The sequence below is a fragment of the Sphingomonas flavescens genome (assembly GCF_030866745.1).
GTDB lineage: Bacteria > Pseudomonadota > Alphaproteobacteria > Sphingomonadales > Sphingomonadaceae > Sphingomicrobium > Sphingomicrobium flavescens.
In genome coordinates, this window is sequence record NZ_CP133016.1 from 1,034,434 (window position 1) to 1,050,645 (window position 16,212).

Annotated in this window: 16 protein-coding genes; 9 read left to right on the forward strand and 7 right to left on the reverse strand. The window is 64.1% G+C overall.

Annotated features, from left to right (window positions below):
- The first annotated feature begins 206 nt into the window (after positions 1 to 206).
- Both secE and nusG read left to right on the forward strand, forming a co-directional pair.
- Positions 207 to 404 (forward strand): preprotein translocase subunit SecE, encoded by a 198-nt coding sequence (secE, locus tag QU596_RS05300; protein WP_308517602.1) that lies wholly within the window; start codon positions 207 to 209, stop codon positions 402 to 404.
- Positions 405 to 429: 25 nt separating this feature from the next.
- Positions 430 to 969: a transcription termination/antitermination protein NusG gene (gene nusG, locus QU596_RS05305; protein ID WP_308517604.1), complete on the forward strand. Its 540-nt coding sequence runs from the start codon at positions 430 to 432 to the stop codon at positions 967 to 969.
- A gap of 145 nt (positions 970 to 1,114) precedes the next feature.
- Here the strand turns inward: nusG and QU596_RS05310 are convergent, their stop codons facing one another.
- From QU596_RS05310 to QU596_RS13715, 3 genes are all read right to left on the reverse strand, one after another.
- Positions 1,115 to 1,558, reverse strand: coding sequence for a cupin domain-containing protein (locus QU596_RS05310; RefSeq protein ID WP_308517606.1), 444 nt, complete (start codon positions 1,556 to 1,558; stop codon positions 1,115 to 1,117).
- 86 nt (positions 1,559 to 1,644) lie between these two features.
- Positions 1,645 to 3,507, reverse strand: coding sequence for an ABC-F family ATP-binding cassette domain-containing protein (locus QU596_RS05315; protein ID WP_308517607.1), 1,863 nt, complete (start codon positions 3,505 to 3,507; stop codon positions 1,645 to 1,647).
- Between the two features lie 112 nt (positions 3,508 to 3,619).
- Positions 3,620 to 4,588 carry a helix-turn-helix domain-containing protein gene (locus QU596_RS13715; RefSeq protein WP_308517609.1) on the reverse strand — a complete coding sequence of 323 codons (969 nt, stop codon included), beginning with the start codon at positions 4,586 to 4,588 and terminating at the stop codon, positions 3,620 to 3,622.
- A gap of 148 nt (positions 4,589 to 4,736) precedes the next feature.
- Here QU596_RS13715 and QU596_RS05325 point away from each other — a divergent pair, with 148 nt between their 5' ends.
- The 6 genes from QU596_RS05325 (at position 4,737) to rplL (ending at position 10,240) form a co-directional block, all read left to right on the forward strand.
- The gene (locus tag QU596_RS05325; protein ID WP_308517611.1) at positions 4,737 to 4,949 is read left to right on the forward strand and encodes a hypothetical protein; all 213 of its coding nucleotides are present in this window, start codon (positions 4,737 to 4,739) and stop codon (positions 4,947 to 4,949) included.
- Between the two features lie 201 nt (positions 4,950 to 5,150).
- The gene (rplK, locus tag QU596_RS05330; RefSeq protein ID WP_308517613.1) at positions 5,151 to 5,582 is read left to right on the forward strand and encodes a 50S ribosomal protein L11; all 432 of its coding nucleotides are present in this window, start codon (positions 5,151 to 5,153) and stop codon (positions 5,580 to 5,582) included.
- Between the two features lie 4 nt (positions 5,583 to 5,586).
- Entirely contained in the window at positions 5,587 to 6,282 is a 696-nt protein-coding gene (rplA, locus tag QU596_RS05335; RefSeq protein WP_308517615.1) for a 50S ribosomal protein L1, read from the forward strand.
- Positions 6,283 to 6,358: 76 nt separating this feature from the next.
- Positions 6,359 to 9,025 (forward strand): M1 family metallopeptidase, encoded by a 2,667-nt coding sequence (locus QU596_RS05340; RefSeq protein WP_308517617.1) that lies wholly within the window; start codon positions 6,359 to 6,361, stop codon positions 9,023 to 9,025.
- A gap of 260 nt (positions 9,026 to 9,285) precedes the next feature.
- Positions 9,286 to 9,801 carry a 50S ribosomal protein L10 gene (gene rplJ / locus QU596_RS05345; protein ID WP_308517619.1) on the forward strand — a complete coding sequence of 172 codons (516 nt, stop codon included), beginning with the start codon at positions 9,286 to 9,288 and terminating at the stop codon, positions 9,799 to 9,801.
- Positions 9,802 to 9,862: 61 nt separating this feature from the next.
- Positions 9,863 to 10,240 carry a 50S ribosomal protein L7/L12 gene (gene rplL, locus QU596_RS05350; protein ID WP_308517620.1) on the forward strand — a complete coding sequence of 126 codons (378 nt, stop codon included), beginning with the start codon at positions 9,863 to 9,865 and terminating at the stop codon, positions 10,238 to 10,240.
- A 71-nt stretch (positions 10,241 to 10,311) separates the two neighbouring features.
- Here rplL and QU596_RS05355 read toward each other — a convergent pair whose 3' ends face one another.
- Genes QU596_RS05355 through QU596_RS05365 form a run of 3 tightly spaced genes read right to left on the reverse strand, consistent with a single transcriptional unit; the run spans position 10,312 to position 12,142 of the window.
- On the reverse strand, positions 10,312 to 10,635 hold the full coding sequence (locus QU596_RS05355; protein WP_308517621.1) for a DOPA 4,5-dioxygenase family protein: 324 nt from the start codon (positions 10,633 to 10,635) through the stop codon (positions 10,312 to 10,314).
- Positions 10,636 to 10,652: 17 nt separating this feature from the next.
- Positions 10,653 to 11,510, reverse strand: a complete 858-nt coding sequence (locus tag QU596_RS05360) for an alpha/beta fold hydrolase (RefSeq protein ID WP_308517622.1) — start codon at positions 11,508 to 11,510, stop codon at positions 10,653 to 10,655.
- Positions 11,507 to 12,142, reverse strand: a complete 636-nt coding sequence (locus QU596_RS05365; protein ID WP_308517623.1) for a TetR/AcrR family transcriptional regulator — start codon at positions 12,140 to 12,142, stop codon at positions 11,507 to 11,509. The genes QU596_RS05360 and QU596_RS05365 overlap by 4 nt, the downstream gene beginning before the upstream one ends.
- A 116-nt stretch (positions 12,143 to 12,258) precedes the next feature.
- Between QU596_RS05365 and QU596_RS05370 the strand changes: the two genes are divergently transcribed.
- On the forward strand, positions 12,259 to 14,715 hold the full coding sequence (locus QU596_RS05370) for a TonB-dependent receptor (RefSeq protein WP_308517625.1): 2,457 nt from the start codon (positions 12,259 to 12,261) through the stop codon (positions 14,713 to 14,715).
- A 64-nt stretch (positions 14,716 to 14,779) separates the two neighbouring features.
- Here the strand turns inward: QU596_RS05370 and QU596_RS05375 are convergent, their stop codons facing one another.
- Entirely contained in the window at positions 14,780 to 16,162 is a 1,383-nt protein-coding gene (locus QU596_RS05375; protein ID WP_308517626.1) for a phosphatase PAP2 family protein, read from the reverse strand.
- Positions 16,163 to 16,212: the final 50 nt, after the last annotated feature.

The window sequence follows — 16,212 nt, forward strand, 5'->3', positions numbered from 1 at the left end:
CCCTGTTAACTAGCGGACGCTGCCGCCTACGGCCCGCCGGCCCGCCGTTCGATGATGATGTTGTGATGATGTTGTGATGCGCCCGGCCGAACCCTTCTTGCCGGGCAACCTTGAAGACTCACGTCGCCGCCGCTAAGTGAGCCTCAGCCCCGCCGGCCGTCAGGTCCGCGGGGCGGTTTTTTATCCGCAAGCGAGCAAGGGCAAACGTGGCGAAAGTCTCCCCCGGCGAATTCATCCGTCAGGTCCGTGTCGAGACCTCCAAGGTCCATTGGCCGACCCGCAAGGAAACCGTCGCGACCGGCATCATGGTGATCATCATGACCATGGTCCTCGCTTTTTTCTTCTTCGGCGTCGACGCCTTCTTCTCGACCGTCGTCAAATATCTGCTGAGCCTCCTCGGCTAGCCCTTACAGACAAGAGATCCGACACATGTCCCGCTGGTACATCATCCACGCTTATTCCGGCTTCGAGAACAAGGTCCGCGACGCGATCATGAGCGAAGCGAACCGCATGGGCCTGACGCCCTATGTCGAGCAGATCGAGGTCCCGACCGAGACGGTGACCGAGATCAAGCGCGGCAAGAAGGTGCAGACCGACCGCAAGTTCATGCCTGGTTACGTGCTCGCGAAGCTGGAGATGAACGACGAGGTCTACCACCTCGTCAAGAACACGCCCAAGGTCACCGGCTTCCTCGGCAACGGCGGCAAGCCGCAGGCCATCCCGGACGCGCAGGCCGCGCGCATGCTCGACACCAAGGAAGAAGCCGCCGCCCACGGCGCCAAGCCCAAGATCAACGTCGACTATGAGATCGGCGATGCGGTCAAGGTGCTCGACGGCCCATTCGCCAGCTTCAACGGCGTCGTCGAGGAACTCGACTTCGACCGCGGCCGCGTGAAGGTCAGCGTCAGCATCTTCGGCCGCGCCACGCCGGTGGAGCTTGAGTTCGAACAGGTCGAACGCGTCAAGTAGCGCCGAGCGCAGCGAAGCGATTGCGCAGCGATCGTCAGCTGCGTCGAAGAGACGCTACTGACCGGCCGGCGGGGCGTGAGGCCAAGCCGAGCAAGCCCGTCCGACGAGGTCACGGGATTCTCTCCCGTGACCCTTCTTCATAAAGCTATTTCGACGTCCGCGGATCGTCCTTCGGATCGACATAGGTAATCGCGAAGGGCCCCATGCCATCGACCTGGACCTCCAGCGGATCGGCGGTGAACACATAATGGTTCATCCCCGCCATCATCGTCACGTGATAGCCCTTGGTCAGGCTGCCGACGTTCGCCTTATCCAGCTTGTCGCCCATGCCATATGACAGCGTTCCCGCCGTCACCACGCGCACGGTCTCGTCGCCCGGATGCTTGTGCGGCGGCACGGTGTAACCCGCCGGCATCTTGATCCGCACGGTGAACGGCGCCGCCTTGCTCGGGTCTCCTTTCACCACGGCGATCTGGCCCCCGGCGGGAAGCCCCACGCCGGTCGCGTCCATCCACTTCATTCCCTTGGATTGGGCCGGTGCGCCGGTGACGAAAGCGGCAGCAGCGGCAAGCAACAGAAAGCGGTGCATAAGTACCCCCAAATGCAAACCTTCCCGCCGCGCCGCATAGCAGGAAACAGCCGCGCATTCTCGTGACAAATGCGCCGGCCCCTGGCTCAGGCCGCAAGCGTCTCCAGCTGCTCGTTCGCCTCGATCCACCGCGCCTCCGCCGCCTCCAGCTTCGCCGCGATCTCCGCGCGCCGCCGGCTGAGCTCGCTCATCGGCAGCTTGCCCAGCTCCGCCGGCGCTGACGCCGGGTCGAACATCGCCCGCTCGATCGCCGACTGCTGCGCCGTCAGCCGCGCGCTCTCCGCCTCCGCATCGGCCGCCGCCTTCTTCAGCTGGCGCTCCTCTTCTCGCGCCTTCGCCGCCTTGCGGTCAAGCTTCGGCGCCTTCGCCTTCGCCTCTACCGCCGGCTGGTTCCGGCCCAGCACCAGGTCGATATAATCGTCGACGCTGCCCGCATATTCAGTCGCGCCGCCGTCCTCGACCAGCACCAGCCTGTCGGCGGTCAGCTCGATCATGTGCCGGTCGTGGCTGACGATGATCACCGCCCCGTCATAGCCGTTCAGCGCCTGCACCAGCGCCTCGCGGCTATCGACGTCGAGGTGGTTGGTCGGCTCGTCGAGGATCAGCAGGTGCGGCGCATCCCGCGTGATCAACGCCAGCGCCAGCCGGGCCCGCTCCCCGCCCGACAGCTTGCCCACCAGAGTCGTTGCCTTGTCGCCCGAAAAGCCGAACCGCCCGAGCTGCGCCCGCACCGAGCCCGGCGTCGCGCCGCTCATCGCCCGCGTCATATGCTGCAGCGGCGTAGCGTCGCCGTGCAGCTCCTCGACCTGGTACTGCGTGAAGTAACCGACCCGCATCTTGCCCGACGCGGTCACGCTGCCCTCCATCGGCTTCAGCTGCGCCGCCAGCAGCCGCGCCAGCGTCGTCTTGCCGTTGCCGTTCCGCCCCAGCAGCGCCAGCCGGTCGTCCGGGTCGATGCGCAGGTTCAGCCGCCGCAGCACCGGCGTCTCCGAATAGCCGACCGCCGCCATGTCCAGCGTGATCAGCGGTGGCTTCAGCTCCGTCGGGCTGGGGAAATCGAACGACAGGCTCGGATCGTCGGCCATCGCCGCGATCGGCTGCATCTTCGCCAGCATCTTGGCCCGCGACTGCGCCTGCTTGGCCGTCGATGCCCGCGCGCTGTTGCGGGCGATATAGTCCTGCAGCCGCGCCCGCTGCGCATCCTGCGACGCCTGCGCCGCGGCCAGCTGCGCCGCGCGCTCGGCCCGCTGCCGCTCGAAGCTGTCGTAGCCGCCCGCGTAGAGCGTGATCTGTCCCCGCTCGAGGTGCAGGATATTGTCGACGACATTGTTGAGCAGGTCGCGCTCGTGGCTGATCACCACCAGCGTCCCCGGATAGCTCTTCAGGAAATCCTCGAGCCACATCGTCGCTTCCAGGTCGAGGTGGTTCGACGGCTCGTCGAGCAGCAGCAGATCGGGCGCGGAGAACAGCAGCGCGGCCAGCGCCACGCGCATCTTCCACCCGCCCGAATAGCTGTCGAGCGGCCGCTCCTGCATCTCCTCGTCGAAGCCCAGCCCCAGCAGGATCCGCGCCGCCCGCGCCGGCGCCGTGTAAGCGTCGATCGCCAGCAGCCGTTCGTACACGTCGCTCAGCCGGTCCGGATCGGTGCAGGTCTCGCTCTCGACCATCAGCCGCGCCCGCTCAGCATCGGCGGCCAGCACCGTCTCGAACGGGCTCGCAGACCCCGCCGGCGCTTCCTGCGCGATATAGCCCAGCCGCGTCCGCCGAGGCAGCTCGATCGCCCCCTCGTCGGGCTCGATCTGCCCGATGATCGCCTTCATCAACGTCGACTTCCCCGCGCCGTTGCGCCCGATCAGCCCCACGCGAGCCCCCGGCGGAATCGACGCGCTCGCGCGCTGCAAAATCGGCCGCCCGCCCAGGCGGACCGTAATCCCGTTGATTGTCAGCATGGCCGCGCCCTAGCAGCGAAAGGTGGCAAGCTGAAGGCGGCGATTAGGCCGCTCGCACCACCCCACCGTCATCCCCGCGAAGGCGGGGCTCCAGCCCCTAAGCGAAATTCCCCTAAGCGGTCTTTCGACGCAAACGGTATGGCCTGACCAAAACCGACGCGGGCAGCCCGAGCCCCCCGTGCAATTTGCGGATCATAGGTAGGCTGAGCGCGCGCTTCTTCGAGAGTACTTCGGACACGCGCCCGCGCGCGCCAATGAATTTCCCGACGTCGGCGCGATCGAGTCGGCGCTGTTCCATGACGAACTCGATCAATGCTACCGGATCAGGGGCATCGATGCCGTGATGCTCCGCCTCATAAGCTTCGATCAGGGTAGACAAAACGTCGAGCCGGTCGCCCTCGGCCGTTCCGGCGCGCGCCATCATCAGCCCGTCGACCTCATCGATCGCAGCCTGGTAATCCGCTTCTGTCCGTGTTGGCCGGACTGTGACTGGCTCAGACACTTTCGATATCCAGTTCGTCATATTCCTTGTGGGTGCCGACGAAGCGTACATACACCACGCGGAAATCATAATTGATGTAGGCAACAAGCCGATACTTGTTGCCCGCGATATTGAACACGACCCGTTCGCCGACCGGACTGGCGGAACGGAATTGATCACTGCATCTAACAGTAGCTTCAAGTAGTGCGACGCAGTGGGATCGCAGTGCAGGTACAAACTCCCTGTCGGCTTCAGCACGCGATGCAACTCGATAAGCCGGATCGCCATCATCGCAAGATAGGCCATCATGTCGTTCTCGCCGAGGAAGCCGCGCATCGCGCGCAGCAGCTCGGCGGCCGCCGTATTGCCGCTGCGGATCACTTGGTCGAAAGCCTCCTCGGCATGGTCGTTCCAGTGCCAAGTATCCTCAAAGGCCTCGATCTGCGCATCGGCGCCGTCGCCAGTCTTCGACTTGAACAAGATGTTGTAATTGGCGTTCGAATTGAACGGCGGATCGAGGTAGATCAGGTCGACGCTCTCGCTCGCGATATGCTCGCGCAGCACATCGAGATTGTCGCCGTAAAACAGCTTGTTGGTCACGCACCCTCCGCCCCGAGCAGCAGCAGCGTAGGCTTCGCCGCACGCCGGCCGGCCTTCGATGTCTCTTCGCGCCGGCTCCCGTTTGCTTCGCAAAGCGCTCACCTGCGCTCGGCATCTCAGGGCTGTCCTACACCCCGCCCGTCATGCGATGATCGCCCTCGGCGGCATCTGCCTGCCCGGCTCTTTGCCATCGTTTGCTTCTGGTCAAACCTTCCGCCGCCCGCGGCCACGGCCGCTTAAGTTCACGCAAAAGGTGCTGCGCGGCGTGAACTTAGTGACTTTACGCCTGTTCCACGCCCGCGTTCAGAGGGCGTTTGCAGCGGCGTTTCACGCGCCTGCGCCGCTGTTTAGCATCGATTGAGCGTCAATTGGCGCAGATTGCACTTTAATTAAGCCCGATTAGGCGCACGTTGGTGCCCTTCACTTCTCGCCGGACATCCGCTAAGGGCCCGCGCTTCCAAGTCATTGGAAACCATTGCGGGAGGGCGCTTCGGCGTTCGCTAGCACCGCTAAACTGCAATCTCGCTTGAAATACCACTTCGAGCGAAACTGAGAGTGAGACATGGCAAAGAAAATTACCGGCTACATCAAGCTGCAGGTCCCGGCTGGCGCCGCGACCCCGGCTCCGCCGATCGGCCCGGCCCTGGGTCAGCGCGGCGTCAACATCATGGAATTCACCAAGGCGTTCAACGCCGCCACGCAGGAGCTGGAGCGCGGGTCGCCGATCCCGACGGTCATCACCGTCTACGCCGACCGGTCGTTCTCCTTCACCACCAAGACGCCGCCGGCGTCGTTCCTGCTGAAGAAGGCCGCGAACCTGAAGTCGGGCTCGAAGGAGCCGGGCAAGGTCTCCGCGGGGACCATCAAGCGTTCGGCGCTCGCACAGATCGCCGAGACCAAGATGAAGGATCTCAACGCCAACGATATCGAGGCGGCGACCAAGATCATCGAAGGCTCCGCCCGCGCGATGGGCCTCCAGGTTGTGGAGGGCTAACGACATGGCAAAGCTGACCAAGAAGCAGAAGGCTTTCACCGCGGTCGACCGCGAGAAGCTGTACGGCGTCGATGAAGCGATCGCGCTGGTGAAGACCAACGCCACCGCCAAGTTCGACGAGACCGTCGAAGTCGCGCTGAACCTCGGCGTCGATCCGCGCCACGCCGACCAGATGGTCCGCGGCGTCGTCAACCTGCCCAAGGGCACCGGCAAGTCGGTGCGCGTGGCGGTGTTCGCCAAGGGCGCCAAGGCTGAGGAAGCCACGGCCGCCGGTGCGGACGTCGTCGGCGCCGAAGACCTGATGGAAACCATCCAGGGCGGCACGATCGACTTCGACCGCGTCATCGCGACCCCGGACATGATGGGCGTCGTCGGCCGCCTCGGTAAGGTGCTGGGTCCCAAGGGCCTGATGCCGAACCCGAAGCTCGGCACCGTCACCATGGACGTCGCCAAGGCCGTCAACGACGCCAAGTCGGGCCAGGTCGAGTTCCGTGTCGAGAAGGCGGGCATCGTCCACGCCGGCATCGGCAAGGCGAGCTTCTCCGAGGGCGACCTCAAGGAGAATTTCACCGCGCTGGTCGACGCGATCATCCGCAACAAGCCGTCGGGCGCCAAGGGCAAGTTCGTCCAGAAGCTGTCGATGTCCTCGTCGATGGGCCCGGGCGTGAAGGTTGACCTCACCGAGGTTGCCGGCGCCTAACGAAGGTTAACTTACGTCTCTTTCCTTGGGGCGCGGTGGGCGCTAGCGGTTCCACCGCGTCCTCAAGGAAGAGTCCATGAAGTCTTCAGTACTGCTGCTTGCCACTGCCGCGCTGGCCCTCGTTGCCCCGGCCACCCTCCCCGCCCAGACTGCCGCCCGCGTCGACACCGTCGATGCCAGCCTGCCGACCCAGCTGCCGCGCACCGCGATCCCGCATCACTACGCGCTGAATGTCACGCCGCACGCCGAGCGGCTCACCTTCGACGGCACCGCCGCCATCGACCTCGAGATCATCAAGCCGACCCGCGAGCTGACCCTCAACGCCGCGGACCTGACCTTCTCCTCGGCCCGCCTCGTGCCGGCGAGCGGAGCGCCCCTGACCGGCACTTCCGCCGTCAACGCAGACTCGGAGACCGCGACCTTCACCTTCCCGAAGGTGCTGCCGGTCGGAACGTATCGCCTTGAGCTCACCTACGCCGGCAAGATCAACACCCAGGCCAACGGCCTCTTCGCGCTCGACTACAAGAACAGGGAGGGCAAGGACGCCCGCGCCATCTACACCCAGTTCGAAGCGGCCGACGCCCGGCGCTTCATGCCGAGCTGGGACGAGCCCGACTACAAGGCCACCTTCGACCTCACCGTTCGCGTCCCCGCGGCGCAGATGGCGGTCAGCAACATGCCCGCCGCGTCCAGCCGCAACATCGCGGGCGGCCTGAAGGAAGTCCGTTTCCAGACGACGCCGACCATGTCGTCCTACTTGCTGTTCCTCGGCGCCGGCGATCTCGACCGCGTCACCAAGCAGGCGGCGGGTCGCGAGGTTGGTATCGTCACCACCCGCGGCAACGGCGACAAGGCCGGCTGGGCGCTCGACGCCGAGGCGCAGATCCTGCCCTTCTACAACGACTATTTCGGCACGCCCTACCCGCTGCCCAAGCTCGATAACGTCGCGGGTCCCGGCCAGTCGCAATTCTTCGGCGCGATGGAAAATTGGGGCGCGATCTTCACCTTCGAGTCCGTCCTGCTCGACGATCCGGCAATTACTTCCGAGGCCCAGCGCCACGGCATCTTCTCGACCGAAGCGCACGAGATGGCGCACCAATGGTTCGGCGACCTCGTCACTATGGCCTGGTGGGACGACCTGTGGCTGAACGAAGGCTTCGCCAGCTGGATGGAGAACAAGGCCACCCAGCATTTCCATCCCGACTGGGCTGCCGACATCGATCGCGTCGGCTCGCGCGAAGCGGCGATGGGGCTGGACTCGCTCAACTCCACCCACCCGGTCGTGCAGCAGGTCCGTACAGTGGAGCAGGCCAACCAGGCGTTCGACACCATCTCCTACCAGAAGGGCGAGTCGGTCATTTCGATGCTCGAGGCGTTCGCGACGCCGGACGTCTGGCGCGCGGGCATCCGCCGCTACGTCGCGACCCATGCGTATCAGAACACGCGAACAACTGATCTGTGGGCGGCCGCCGAAGCGGCTGGCGCTCGGGGCCTGACGACCGTTGCGACCGACTTCACCACCCAGCCTGGCGTTCCGCTGATCACGGTCGGGGCTTCGCGGTGCGTCGGCGGCAATACGGTCGCCACACTGACTCAAGGTCAATATTCGGTCGACCGCCGTGCCGAGGTCTCAGCACGCCCGCTGAGCTGGCATGTCCCCGTCAGCGCCAGCGCGGGCGGCGCGATGGCCAAGCTCGTAACCTCCGGACGCACTGCTCAATTGAGCGTGCCGGGCTGCGGACCGCTACTCGTCAATGCGGGCCAGTATGGCTATTTCCGCACGCTCTACACGCCGCAGCAAAATAATGCCCTCGTCGGCGTCCTGCCGCGCCTTTCCGGCGTCGATCAGTATGGCCTGTTCTCCAACGGCTTCGAGATGTCGCTAGCCGGTTACCAGCCAATGGCCGCGGGTCTCGACCTCCTTGGCGCCGTTCCGCGCGATGCGAATGCGAAGGTCACTCAATATGCCGCCAACTATTGGACAGACCTTTACGATCTGCTGGAGGGCGACAAGGCCGCCCAGACAGCACTCGCGACACGTATTCGCGCAATCTACGGTCCGCGGCTGACGCAACTCGGGTTCGCACCGCGGACCGGTGAAGCGTCGACCGACGCACTGCTGCGACCGCGGCTGATCGACACGCTAGGCAAGGTCCAGGATCCGCGTGTTGCCGCCGAAGCCAACCGGCTGTTCGGCGCCTGGAAGGCCAACCCGAATGCGATCTTTGGCTCATTGAAGACGACGTGGCTGAGCGTGATCGCGCGCAATGCGGACGCGGCGACATGGGAGGCGATTCACCAGAAAGCGCTGTCGACTTCAGGCAATCTTGAGCGCACCGCGTTGTACCGCCTGCTTGGCAGCACGCGCGACGAAGCTTTGGCCCGCCGCGCGCTCGATCTTTCGCTGACGGCCGAGCCGGGGAAGACGACCAGCGCCGCGATCATCACGTCGGTAGCCGCTGCCCATCCGAAGCTGGCGGTCAATTTCGTTCTCAGCCACCTCGCGCAGGTCAATCAGCTGATCGACATTTCGGGGCGGTCGCGGTTCATGCAGCGGTTGGTGCAAGGTTCGCACGATCCGGCGTTCATTCCGATCCTGGAGGATTACGCCAGCAAGAACCTGAAACCGACGGACCGCAAGCCGATCCAGCAGGTCATCGACAGGCTACGGTCGGAATCGACCCAGCTGCCTCGCGTTCGCTCGGAGACGGCGGCGTGGCTGGCGGCGCATCCTGCGGGTTGATCGATCGGCGTTTTTCGCTATAGGCGCGGCTCGCGTCGGCTCTGCCGGCGCAGCCGTCCGAGACAGTTGCTGAGGTTCGCCTCTTAATTCGCAGCCTAGACGGGGACAGGAAATTTCGGAGCGGCCCGCCGCTTCGTCGTGCGTTGCCTGTGCAGCGCTCTCCAACTCCCCACGGACCTTAAGTGCTCAGACGCCTGGCGACTGAGTTTTGTTGAACCTCATCCGGCGCGTTCGCGCACCGGGTGGATTATGGAGTTGGCATGGATCGTTCGCAAAAAGCCGATCTGGTCGACGAGCTGAAGAACGTCTTCTCCGAGACGAGCGTGGTGGTTGTCACCCGCAATCTCGGCCTGTCCGTGGCGCAGTCCACGGACCTGCGACTGAAGATGCGCGACGCCGGCGCCCAGTTCAAAGTTGCGAAGAACCGACTTGCCCTGATTGCGCTCGAGGATACGCGTTACAAGCCGATCGGCGACCTGCTTACAGGCCCGACCGCGCTGGCAACGTCGAGCGACCCCGTTGCGGCGGCCAAGGTGGCCGTCGATTTCGCCAAGACGACCGACAAGTTCGAGATCGTCGGCGGCGCGATGGGCGACACCATCCTCGACGTGGACGGGATCAAGGCGCTGGCCGAGCTTCCCTCGCTCGATCAACTGCGCGCGACCATCGTGGGCCTCATCCAGGCGCCCGCGACCAAGATCGCCCGCACGATCAACGAGCCGGGTGCCCAGCTGGCACGGGTCTTCGGCGCCTACGCGGCCAAGGACGCCGCGTAAGCGACAGTTTTTCATCAACGCACGACATCAAGGGGCAGCAGCCCCGCACTAGGAGTTTACAATGGCTGATATTCAGAAGCTGGTTGACGATCTTTCGGCGCTCACCGTCCTCGAGGCGGCGGACCTCGCCAAGGCGCTCGAAGAGAAGTGGGGCGTTTCCGCCGCTGCCGCGGTTGCGGTTGCGGGCCCGGCCGCTGGCGGCGCTGCCGCTCCGGCCGCCGAAGAGAAGACCGAGTTTGACGTGATCCTCACCGGCGACGGTGGCAAGAAGATCAACGTGATCAAGGAAGTCCGCGCCATCACCGGTCTCGGCCTGGGCGAAGCCAAGGCGCTCGTCGAAGCCGCGCCGAAGCCGATCAAGGAAGGCGTCAACAAGGACGAAGCCGAGAAGATCAAGAAGCAGATCGAGGAAGCCGGCGGCACGATCGAGCTCAAGTAAGCTCGTTCAAGCAACCGACTTCAGCTTCTCGCTGAAACAGGGAGGGCGGCTCTTCGGGGCCGCCCTTTTTGTTATCGGAACATCGACAGGTTCAAGGTCTCGCTAGGCCCGAACCAAATCACGTGCTGCGTGTGATCGGCCAGGTCATCGCCAGTATTTGCATGCGCGAAGATGGTGAGCGGCCCGCGATTGAGCGTCAGCCACTGCGCAACCTCGCCAAAGCGGTCGGCGGGCACCGTCAGCTGGCAGCTGCCACGCGGATGCGGGCCAATCGGACGCAGATGGTAATGGCCCTCGGGCACGCCGAATTGCGCGCGGGCAGCAGCGCCCAGGGCGCGAGCCTGCTCGACCTCTTCAGGATCGAAATAGATATGCGCGTGGAAATCCCTGATCATCACCATAAGGTGGTGAGTCAGGCCAAACTTTCCAGGAAGTCGTCGATCGCCGCGAGCGCTTCCGGCTCATTGAGCTCAGGCGCATGCCCAACGCCCTCGACGACAGCGACCCTCGTGCCGGGGGCCGCTTCCTGCATCTTCTGCGTCGTTTCCGCGGTGAGCAGATCGCTCTCTGCACCGCGAATCACCAGGCAGGGCTTCTGCGCGAGCGTTTTGAACAGCGGCCAAAGATCGACATTCGGCGCAGGGCCCTTCACGCGAAAGGGCTCGGCGATAGCCATGTCGTAATCAAAGCCGATCTGGCCATCGATTTCCCGGCAGTTCCGCCGCGCCATCTTCACCCAATCCTCATGTGAATAGCGGTCGAACGACGCACCATAATTGGCGGCGATTGCCCGCGCTGCGTCGTCCCAGTCCGCAAAGCGGACATCATTTCCGACATAGGACAGAATGCGGTCGATGCCGCCCGGATGCACGTCGGGGCCGATGTCATTGAGTATCGATGCCGCGATCCGTTGCGGCGCCATGGCCGCCACCGTCATGGTCACGAGGCCGCCGAGGGATGTTCCGACAAAGATCGCTTGCGGAATACTGAGCTGGTCGAGCAACTCGGTCACGTCCGAGGCGTAAGTCAGCGGGTTGTACCGCATCGGCTGCGGATCGTAGTCGCTGGCCCCCCGGCCGCGAAATTCGAGCGCGAGCACGCGGAAACGCGGCGAATAACGTTCCGCCAATTCGGCGAAGTCGCGCGCATTGCGGGTTAGGCCGTGGAGGCACAGCAAAGGCGGCCGGTCGCTGCTGCCCGAATAATCGCGGTAGTGCAGCTTGAGACCGTCGCGGACCGTGAAAAACCTGTCGTCGAAAAGTCCGCTCATCCATTCATCCCCTGCCGCCACACGCGGTTCATTGCATTGGCGACACTCGCGGCATCGCTCTCGTCCCAAACGGCGAACCGAAGACCGAGAAAGACGTTCGCGCCCATCATTCCCCAAGCGATCACGTCCAGATCCGCATCGGTCAGGCCCCGATCAATCTCGCCCCGTCCGCGGGCAGCCGCAAGACGCGCCGCAATGCGGACCGCGGTGGTTTCGTAATGCTCGCGATACACGGCGGGCTCGACGAATTCCGATTCATCGATGATCCGGTAGATGTCACGATGCTCGCGCGCGAACTGCAGGAAGGCCTCGAGCGCCCGTCGCTCGCCATCCAGGCCATCGGCCGCTCCTGACAATGCCGGACCGACATTGTCGCGCACCTGGTTGGACATGTCGCGGACGAGGGCCTGAAACAGCGCCTCCTTGGAATCGAAATAGGTGTAAAAGGTGCCGAGCGCGACGCCGGCACGCTGGGTTATCCCAACGATCGAGCTTTCGGCATAGCCGCGCTCGCCGAACTCCTCACGTGCGGCATCGAGTATCTTGCGCATCGTGCGCTGACCGCGGGCGGTCCGTGGAGCCTTGGTCGCACCCGTCGCGCCAAGCAGCGCACTGTCACCCTCTGCCCCCATTCGGCTCCCCTAACGCCGCCGTGTTTCATCACAAGTTGAAACACGGTTCATGTTTCATTATGCCATCGGAATTGCTTCAGGCGCAACCACGTGCCTGCAAGGGGGAGAAACCGAGAATGCGCGTCACTTCCGTTCGCGCCGCTTTGTTCGGCACTGTCGCCGCAGCGGCTTTCTGCACCACGCCAGCCGCCGCGCAGGATGCGACGCCGCCCGTTCCGGCGGGGCCCGCTGCCCCTGCCGCACCGACTCCAACGCCGTCCACGAATGACGTGGAAACACAGGCGCAAGCCGCCACGGGCAGTGACCAGCAGATCGTCGTCACCGCCCGCCGCCGCAACGAATTGCTGCTCGACGTGCCGGTCGCGGTCACTGCTTATTCTGGCGAGCAGCTCAATCGCCAGGGCGCGCTCGATATCACCGACATCGCCGACACGACGCCGAACGTGACGCTGGAAGTCAGCCGCGGCACGAACAGCACGCTGACTCCCTTCATCCGCGGCATCGGCCAGCAGGACCCCGTCGCGGGTTTCGAGCAAGGCGTCGGCCTCTATCTTGATGATGTTTATTTCAACCGTCCCCAGGCGGCGGTGCTGAACATTTATGATGTCGAGCGCATCGAGGTTCTGCGTGGTCCGCAGGGTACGCTCTACGGTCGCAACACCATTGGTGGCGCGATCAAGTATGTGACGCGGCGTATCCCGATGGACGGCCCGCACATGAGCATTCGCGGCAACCTGGGTACTTACCGACAGGCAGACCTCATCACCTCGGTATCGACGCCCCTTGGCGGCGGCTTCGCCATCGGCGCAGCCGCGGCGCGGCTCAGCAATCATGGTTTCGGCAAGAACCTGACCAACGGGCTGCGCAACTATAACAAGGACGTGTTCGCCGCGCGCGGCACGATCGAGTTCGCGCCTTCCGACGGCGTCTTCGTCCGCGTTGCAGGCGACAAGACCTGGGACGACAGCAACCCTCGTGGCGGGCATCGCTATTACCCGAACCTCTGCGCCAACTCGGCCGGCGGCTGCGGCACGGCGGCCGGAAGCTTCCCGGTCCTCAATAATGTGTTCGACACTCAGGGCGGGCTCAATGATCCCAAGCAGAAGGTGCGCGCCTGGGGCGGCTCCATCTGGGGCGAAATCGCCTTGTCCGACTGGCTGAAGTTCCGGAACATCACGGCCTATCGCAAGGATGTGAACTACACGCCGATCGATTTCGACGCGACTCCGCGCGTCGACGTCGACGTCCCGGCGATCTATCGGAACAGGCAGTTCAGCCAGGAACTGCAACTGGTGGCCGACAAGGGCCCGCTGCAGGGCGTCGCAGGCTTCTATTATCTGAACGCCAAAGCCGAGAACATCTTCGACGTCCGCCTCTACACGACGCTCCCCGGGTTCACGCAGGGGACGACTGGCGACGTCCGGACCAAGACCTGGGCGATCTTCGGCGACTTGACCTATGACTTCACGCCGCAATGGTCGGCCTCGATCGGCGGTCGCTACACCAACGACAAGCGCCACGCGATCATCACCAAGAAGAACTTCCTCAACGGTGGGCAGCCTGGCCTCGGCGGATCGTCCGGCTACGGCGTCGGCACACCGGTCGCGACGCTGTCCAACTTCGATGGCAAGCGCACCGACAAGGCGTTCACGCCCCGCGCTTCGGTCAACTTCAAGCCGACGCCCAATCACAACATTTACGTAAGCTATTCGAAGGGCTTCAAGGGCGGCGGCTTCGACCCGCGCGGCAACAGCACCAACGCGCCGTCGCAGACGCCGCAGGCGATCTACGATTTCATGGCGTTCGATCCGGAGAAGGTCGATAGCTACGAACTCGGCTGGAAAGCGTCGCTGTTCGCTCGCCGACTGCAACTCGCGACTGCCGTGTTCGACGCGGAGTACAAGGACGTTCAGGTGCCGGGTTCGCAGGCCTGCCTGACGCAGGTCGGAACGGCGTTCGTCCCGGGCTTCTGCGGTATCACGACCAACGCCGGCAAGGCGCGGATGCGCGGTGTCGAGGTCGAGGCGAACGCTCGCCTTGCCAACGATCTTGCAACAGCAGGCGACCGGCTGTCGCTGGCAGGAACGCTTGGGTATCTGGACGGCAAGTACAAGCAGTTCATCACCAACATTGCGGGTCAGGGCCCGGTCGATGTGGCGAAGAACCGCAAGATCCAGAACACCCCCAAGTGGACGCTCAGCGGCTCGGTCGACTACGATACGCCGGCGTTCGGTGGCCGGCTGAATGCGAACACGACCCTGTCCTACCGCAGTGGCAGTCAGCAGTTCGAGGTCGCAAGCCCATTCCTCGATCAGCCGGGATTCGCGCTTTGGGACGCGAACCTCGTGTGGCGGTCGACGGGCAACCGCTTCGAGCTCGGCCTTCACGGCAAGAACCTGACGAACAAGAAGTACGTCGTGTCGGGGTATAGCTATCTGGCCGGAAGCGCGATCACCGGCGCCCTTACCACGGTCAACGGATCGCCGGTTCCAACGCTCGGCAAGACCGGCGTTGCGACGCAGTTCTACGGCAACCCGCGCCAGGTCTGGCTGTCAGGCGCGTTCAACTTCTAAGCGTCCGCGTTGGGCGCGCGAAGAATTGGGGGCGTCCTTGCGGGCGCCCCCTTTGCTTTGCCACTCAAGCAACCTGAGCAGTAGCGTCCTGCCGACGGCGACGGCGCTGGCGCAGTCCTATCGCGGCGAAACCGACCAGCAACATCGTCCAGGTGGAAGGTTCGGGCACCGCGCCGAAGGCACTTTGTGCCAGCGTGAAGGCGCCAACGCTCCGTCCCGCAGCAAGGCCGGCTTCCGTATCGAACGAGAAATGTATCCCGCCCCACACGCGGCTAATCGAGCCCTCCTCCGCCATCCCTGAGAAACTGGTGTAGCACCGCTGCGTGTTGATCAGCGTTTCACAAAATTGATTGCCGCCGAACGGCTCGTTTCCAAACCAAGCCGCTAAGACGCTCGACGCAGATCCCGACGCGATCGAATGGGTCGAAAGATAAGTAGGATGCTCCGGCGCGATCAACCACGAAGTCCAGTTCGGGTCGCCGGTCGTCAAAGCATTGCCGTCGGCATTACCTGCCTGAATCGCCGTGATGGGTCGCCAGAAATTGTAGGTATATTTCGTGTCGAATCCGACGATGAAGGCGTCCGCCAATGCCGATGTTAACGTCGCGAAAAGCGTTGAATTTTCGAGCGTGGAGAGATTCTTGGCTTCGGCGACATCAAGGCCGAACTGTAGCCACGTGGTTCCCGTCGCCGCGTTCCACCAGGTTGCGGCGTTCGTCTGGTCGAGCGATCGCGTGCTGCCGACCGACGCCCCGATATCCTTCACCTGGTTGTACGCGGCCGCATAGGCGGCGCTGTCGAGTGCAGGCGGGGGGCCCGGGACGAAATTGTCCGAATTCCCGATCACGAACTCAGCGACGTTGCCCCAGCCAGGCAACGCCGGCGTTGCGACTTGACCCTGCGGCGGCGGTGTCAGTTGCCAGTCGCCCGGATTGCTGCCGAACGAATAGGGCGTAGCGGGAAATGGCGCAGTCGCTGAACCATCCGAGGACCGGACGGTGAGCATTCGCGCCGCATAAGCCGATCCCGTGGCCGTGCCGTTCGTCTTGGCGACGGTGTTCGGGATCGTAGCGAGATAGCTTGCGAGCGCATTGTCATAGGAAGTCACTGCGGCCGCGTTGTTTTTATTCAGTTCCACCAGCACGTCATGCGCCGCTTGAGCCGCAGCCACATTCGGGTCCCCGACGCTGCCCGACACCCCCGTTAAATAGGATTTGTTCGGACTGCCCAGCGCAGCATTGGCGGCATCGTGCATCGCGATGTTGACCATCGCTGCTGCTCGCGATTGCGCCGGCGGGGACCCCGGCAAGCCCAGCACGAAGGTATTCCAGTAAAGCACTGGATTGCTCGAGGCATTGATGTTGTTGATGTTTGCCTGGGCCGCAGTCCCGGTCATCAGGCTGGTTACGGCGATCGCAATTGCGGCGGATGACAACAGCCTTTTCATACTCGAACCTCCCGTTGCCCCGGGCGAGGTGCCCTTGGGGGTGCCGGGCC

Coding starts and splice junctions, on each gene's coding strand:
- nusG (WP_308517604.1), top strand. CDS start 430: ATGTCCCGCTGGTACATCATCCACGCTTATTCCGGCTTCGAGAACAAG.
- QU596_RS05310 (WP_308517606.1), bottom strand. CDS start 1,558: ATGCACCGCTTTCTGTTGCTTGCCGCTGCTGCCGCTTTCGTCACCGGC.
- QU596_RS05315 (WP_308517607.1), bottom strand. CDS start 3,507: ATGCTGACAATCAACGGGATTACGGTCCGCCTGGGCGGGCGGCCGATT.
- QU596_RS05325 (WP_308517611.1), top strand. CDS start 4,737: ATGATCGCCCTCGGCGGCATCTGCCTGCCCGGCTCTTTGCCATCGTTT.
- rplK (WP_308517613.1), top strand. CDS start 5,151: ATGGCAAAGAAAATTACCGGCTACATCAAGCTGCAGGTCCCGGCTGGC.
- rplA (WP_308517615.1), top strand. CDS start 5,587: ATGGCAAAGCTGACCAAGAAGCAGAAGGCTTTCACCGCGGTCGACCGC.
- QU596_RS05340 (WP_308517617.1), top strand. CDS start 6,359: ATGAAGTCTTCAGTACTGCTGCTTGCCACTGCCGCGCTGGCCCTCGTT.
- rplJ (WP_308517619.1), top strand. CDS start 9,286: ATGGATCGTTCGCAAAAAGCCGATCTGGTCGACGAGCTGAAGAACGTC.
- rplL (WP_308517620.1), top strand. CDS start 9,863: ATGGCTGATATTCAGAAGCTGGTTGACGATCTTTCGGCGCTCACCGTC.
- QU596_RS05355 (WP_308517621.1), bottom strand. CDS start 10,635: ATGATCAGGGATTTCCACGCGCATATCTATTTCGATCCTGAAGAGGTC.
- QU596_RS05360 (WP_308517622.1), bottom strand. CDS start 11,510: ATGAGCGGACTTTTCGACGACAGGTTTTTCACGGTCCGCGACGGTCTC.
- QU596_RS05365 (WP_308517623.1), bottom strand. CDS start 12,142: ATGGGGGCAGAGGGTGACAGTGCGCTGCTTGGCGCGACGGGTGCGACC.
- QU596_RS05370 (WP_308517625.1), top strand. CDS start 12,259: ATGCGCGTCACTTCCGTTCGCGCCGCTTTGTTCGGCACTGTCGCCGCA.
- QU596_RS05375 (WP_308517626.1), bottom strand. CDS start 16,162: ATGAAAAGGCTGTTGTCATCCGCCGCAATTGCGATCGCCGTAACCAGC.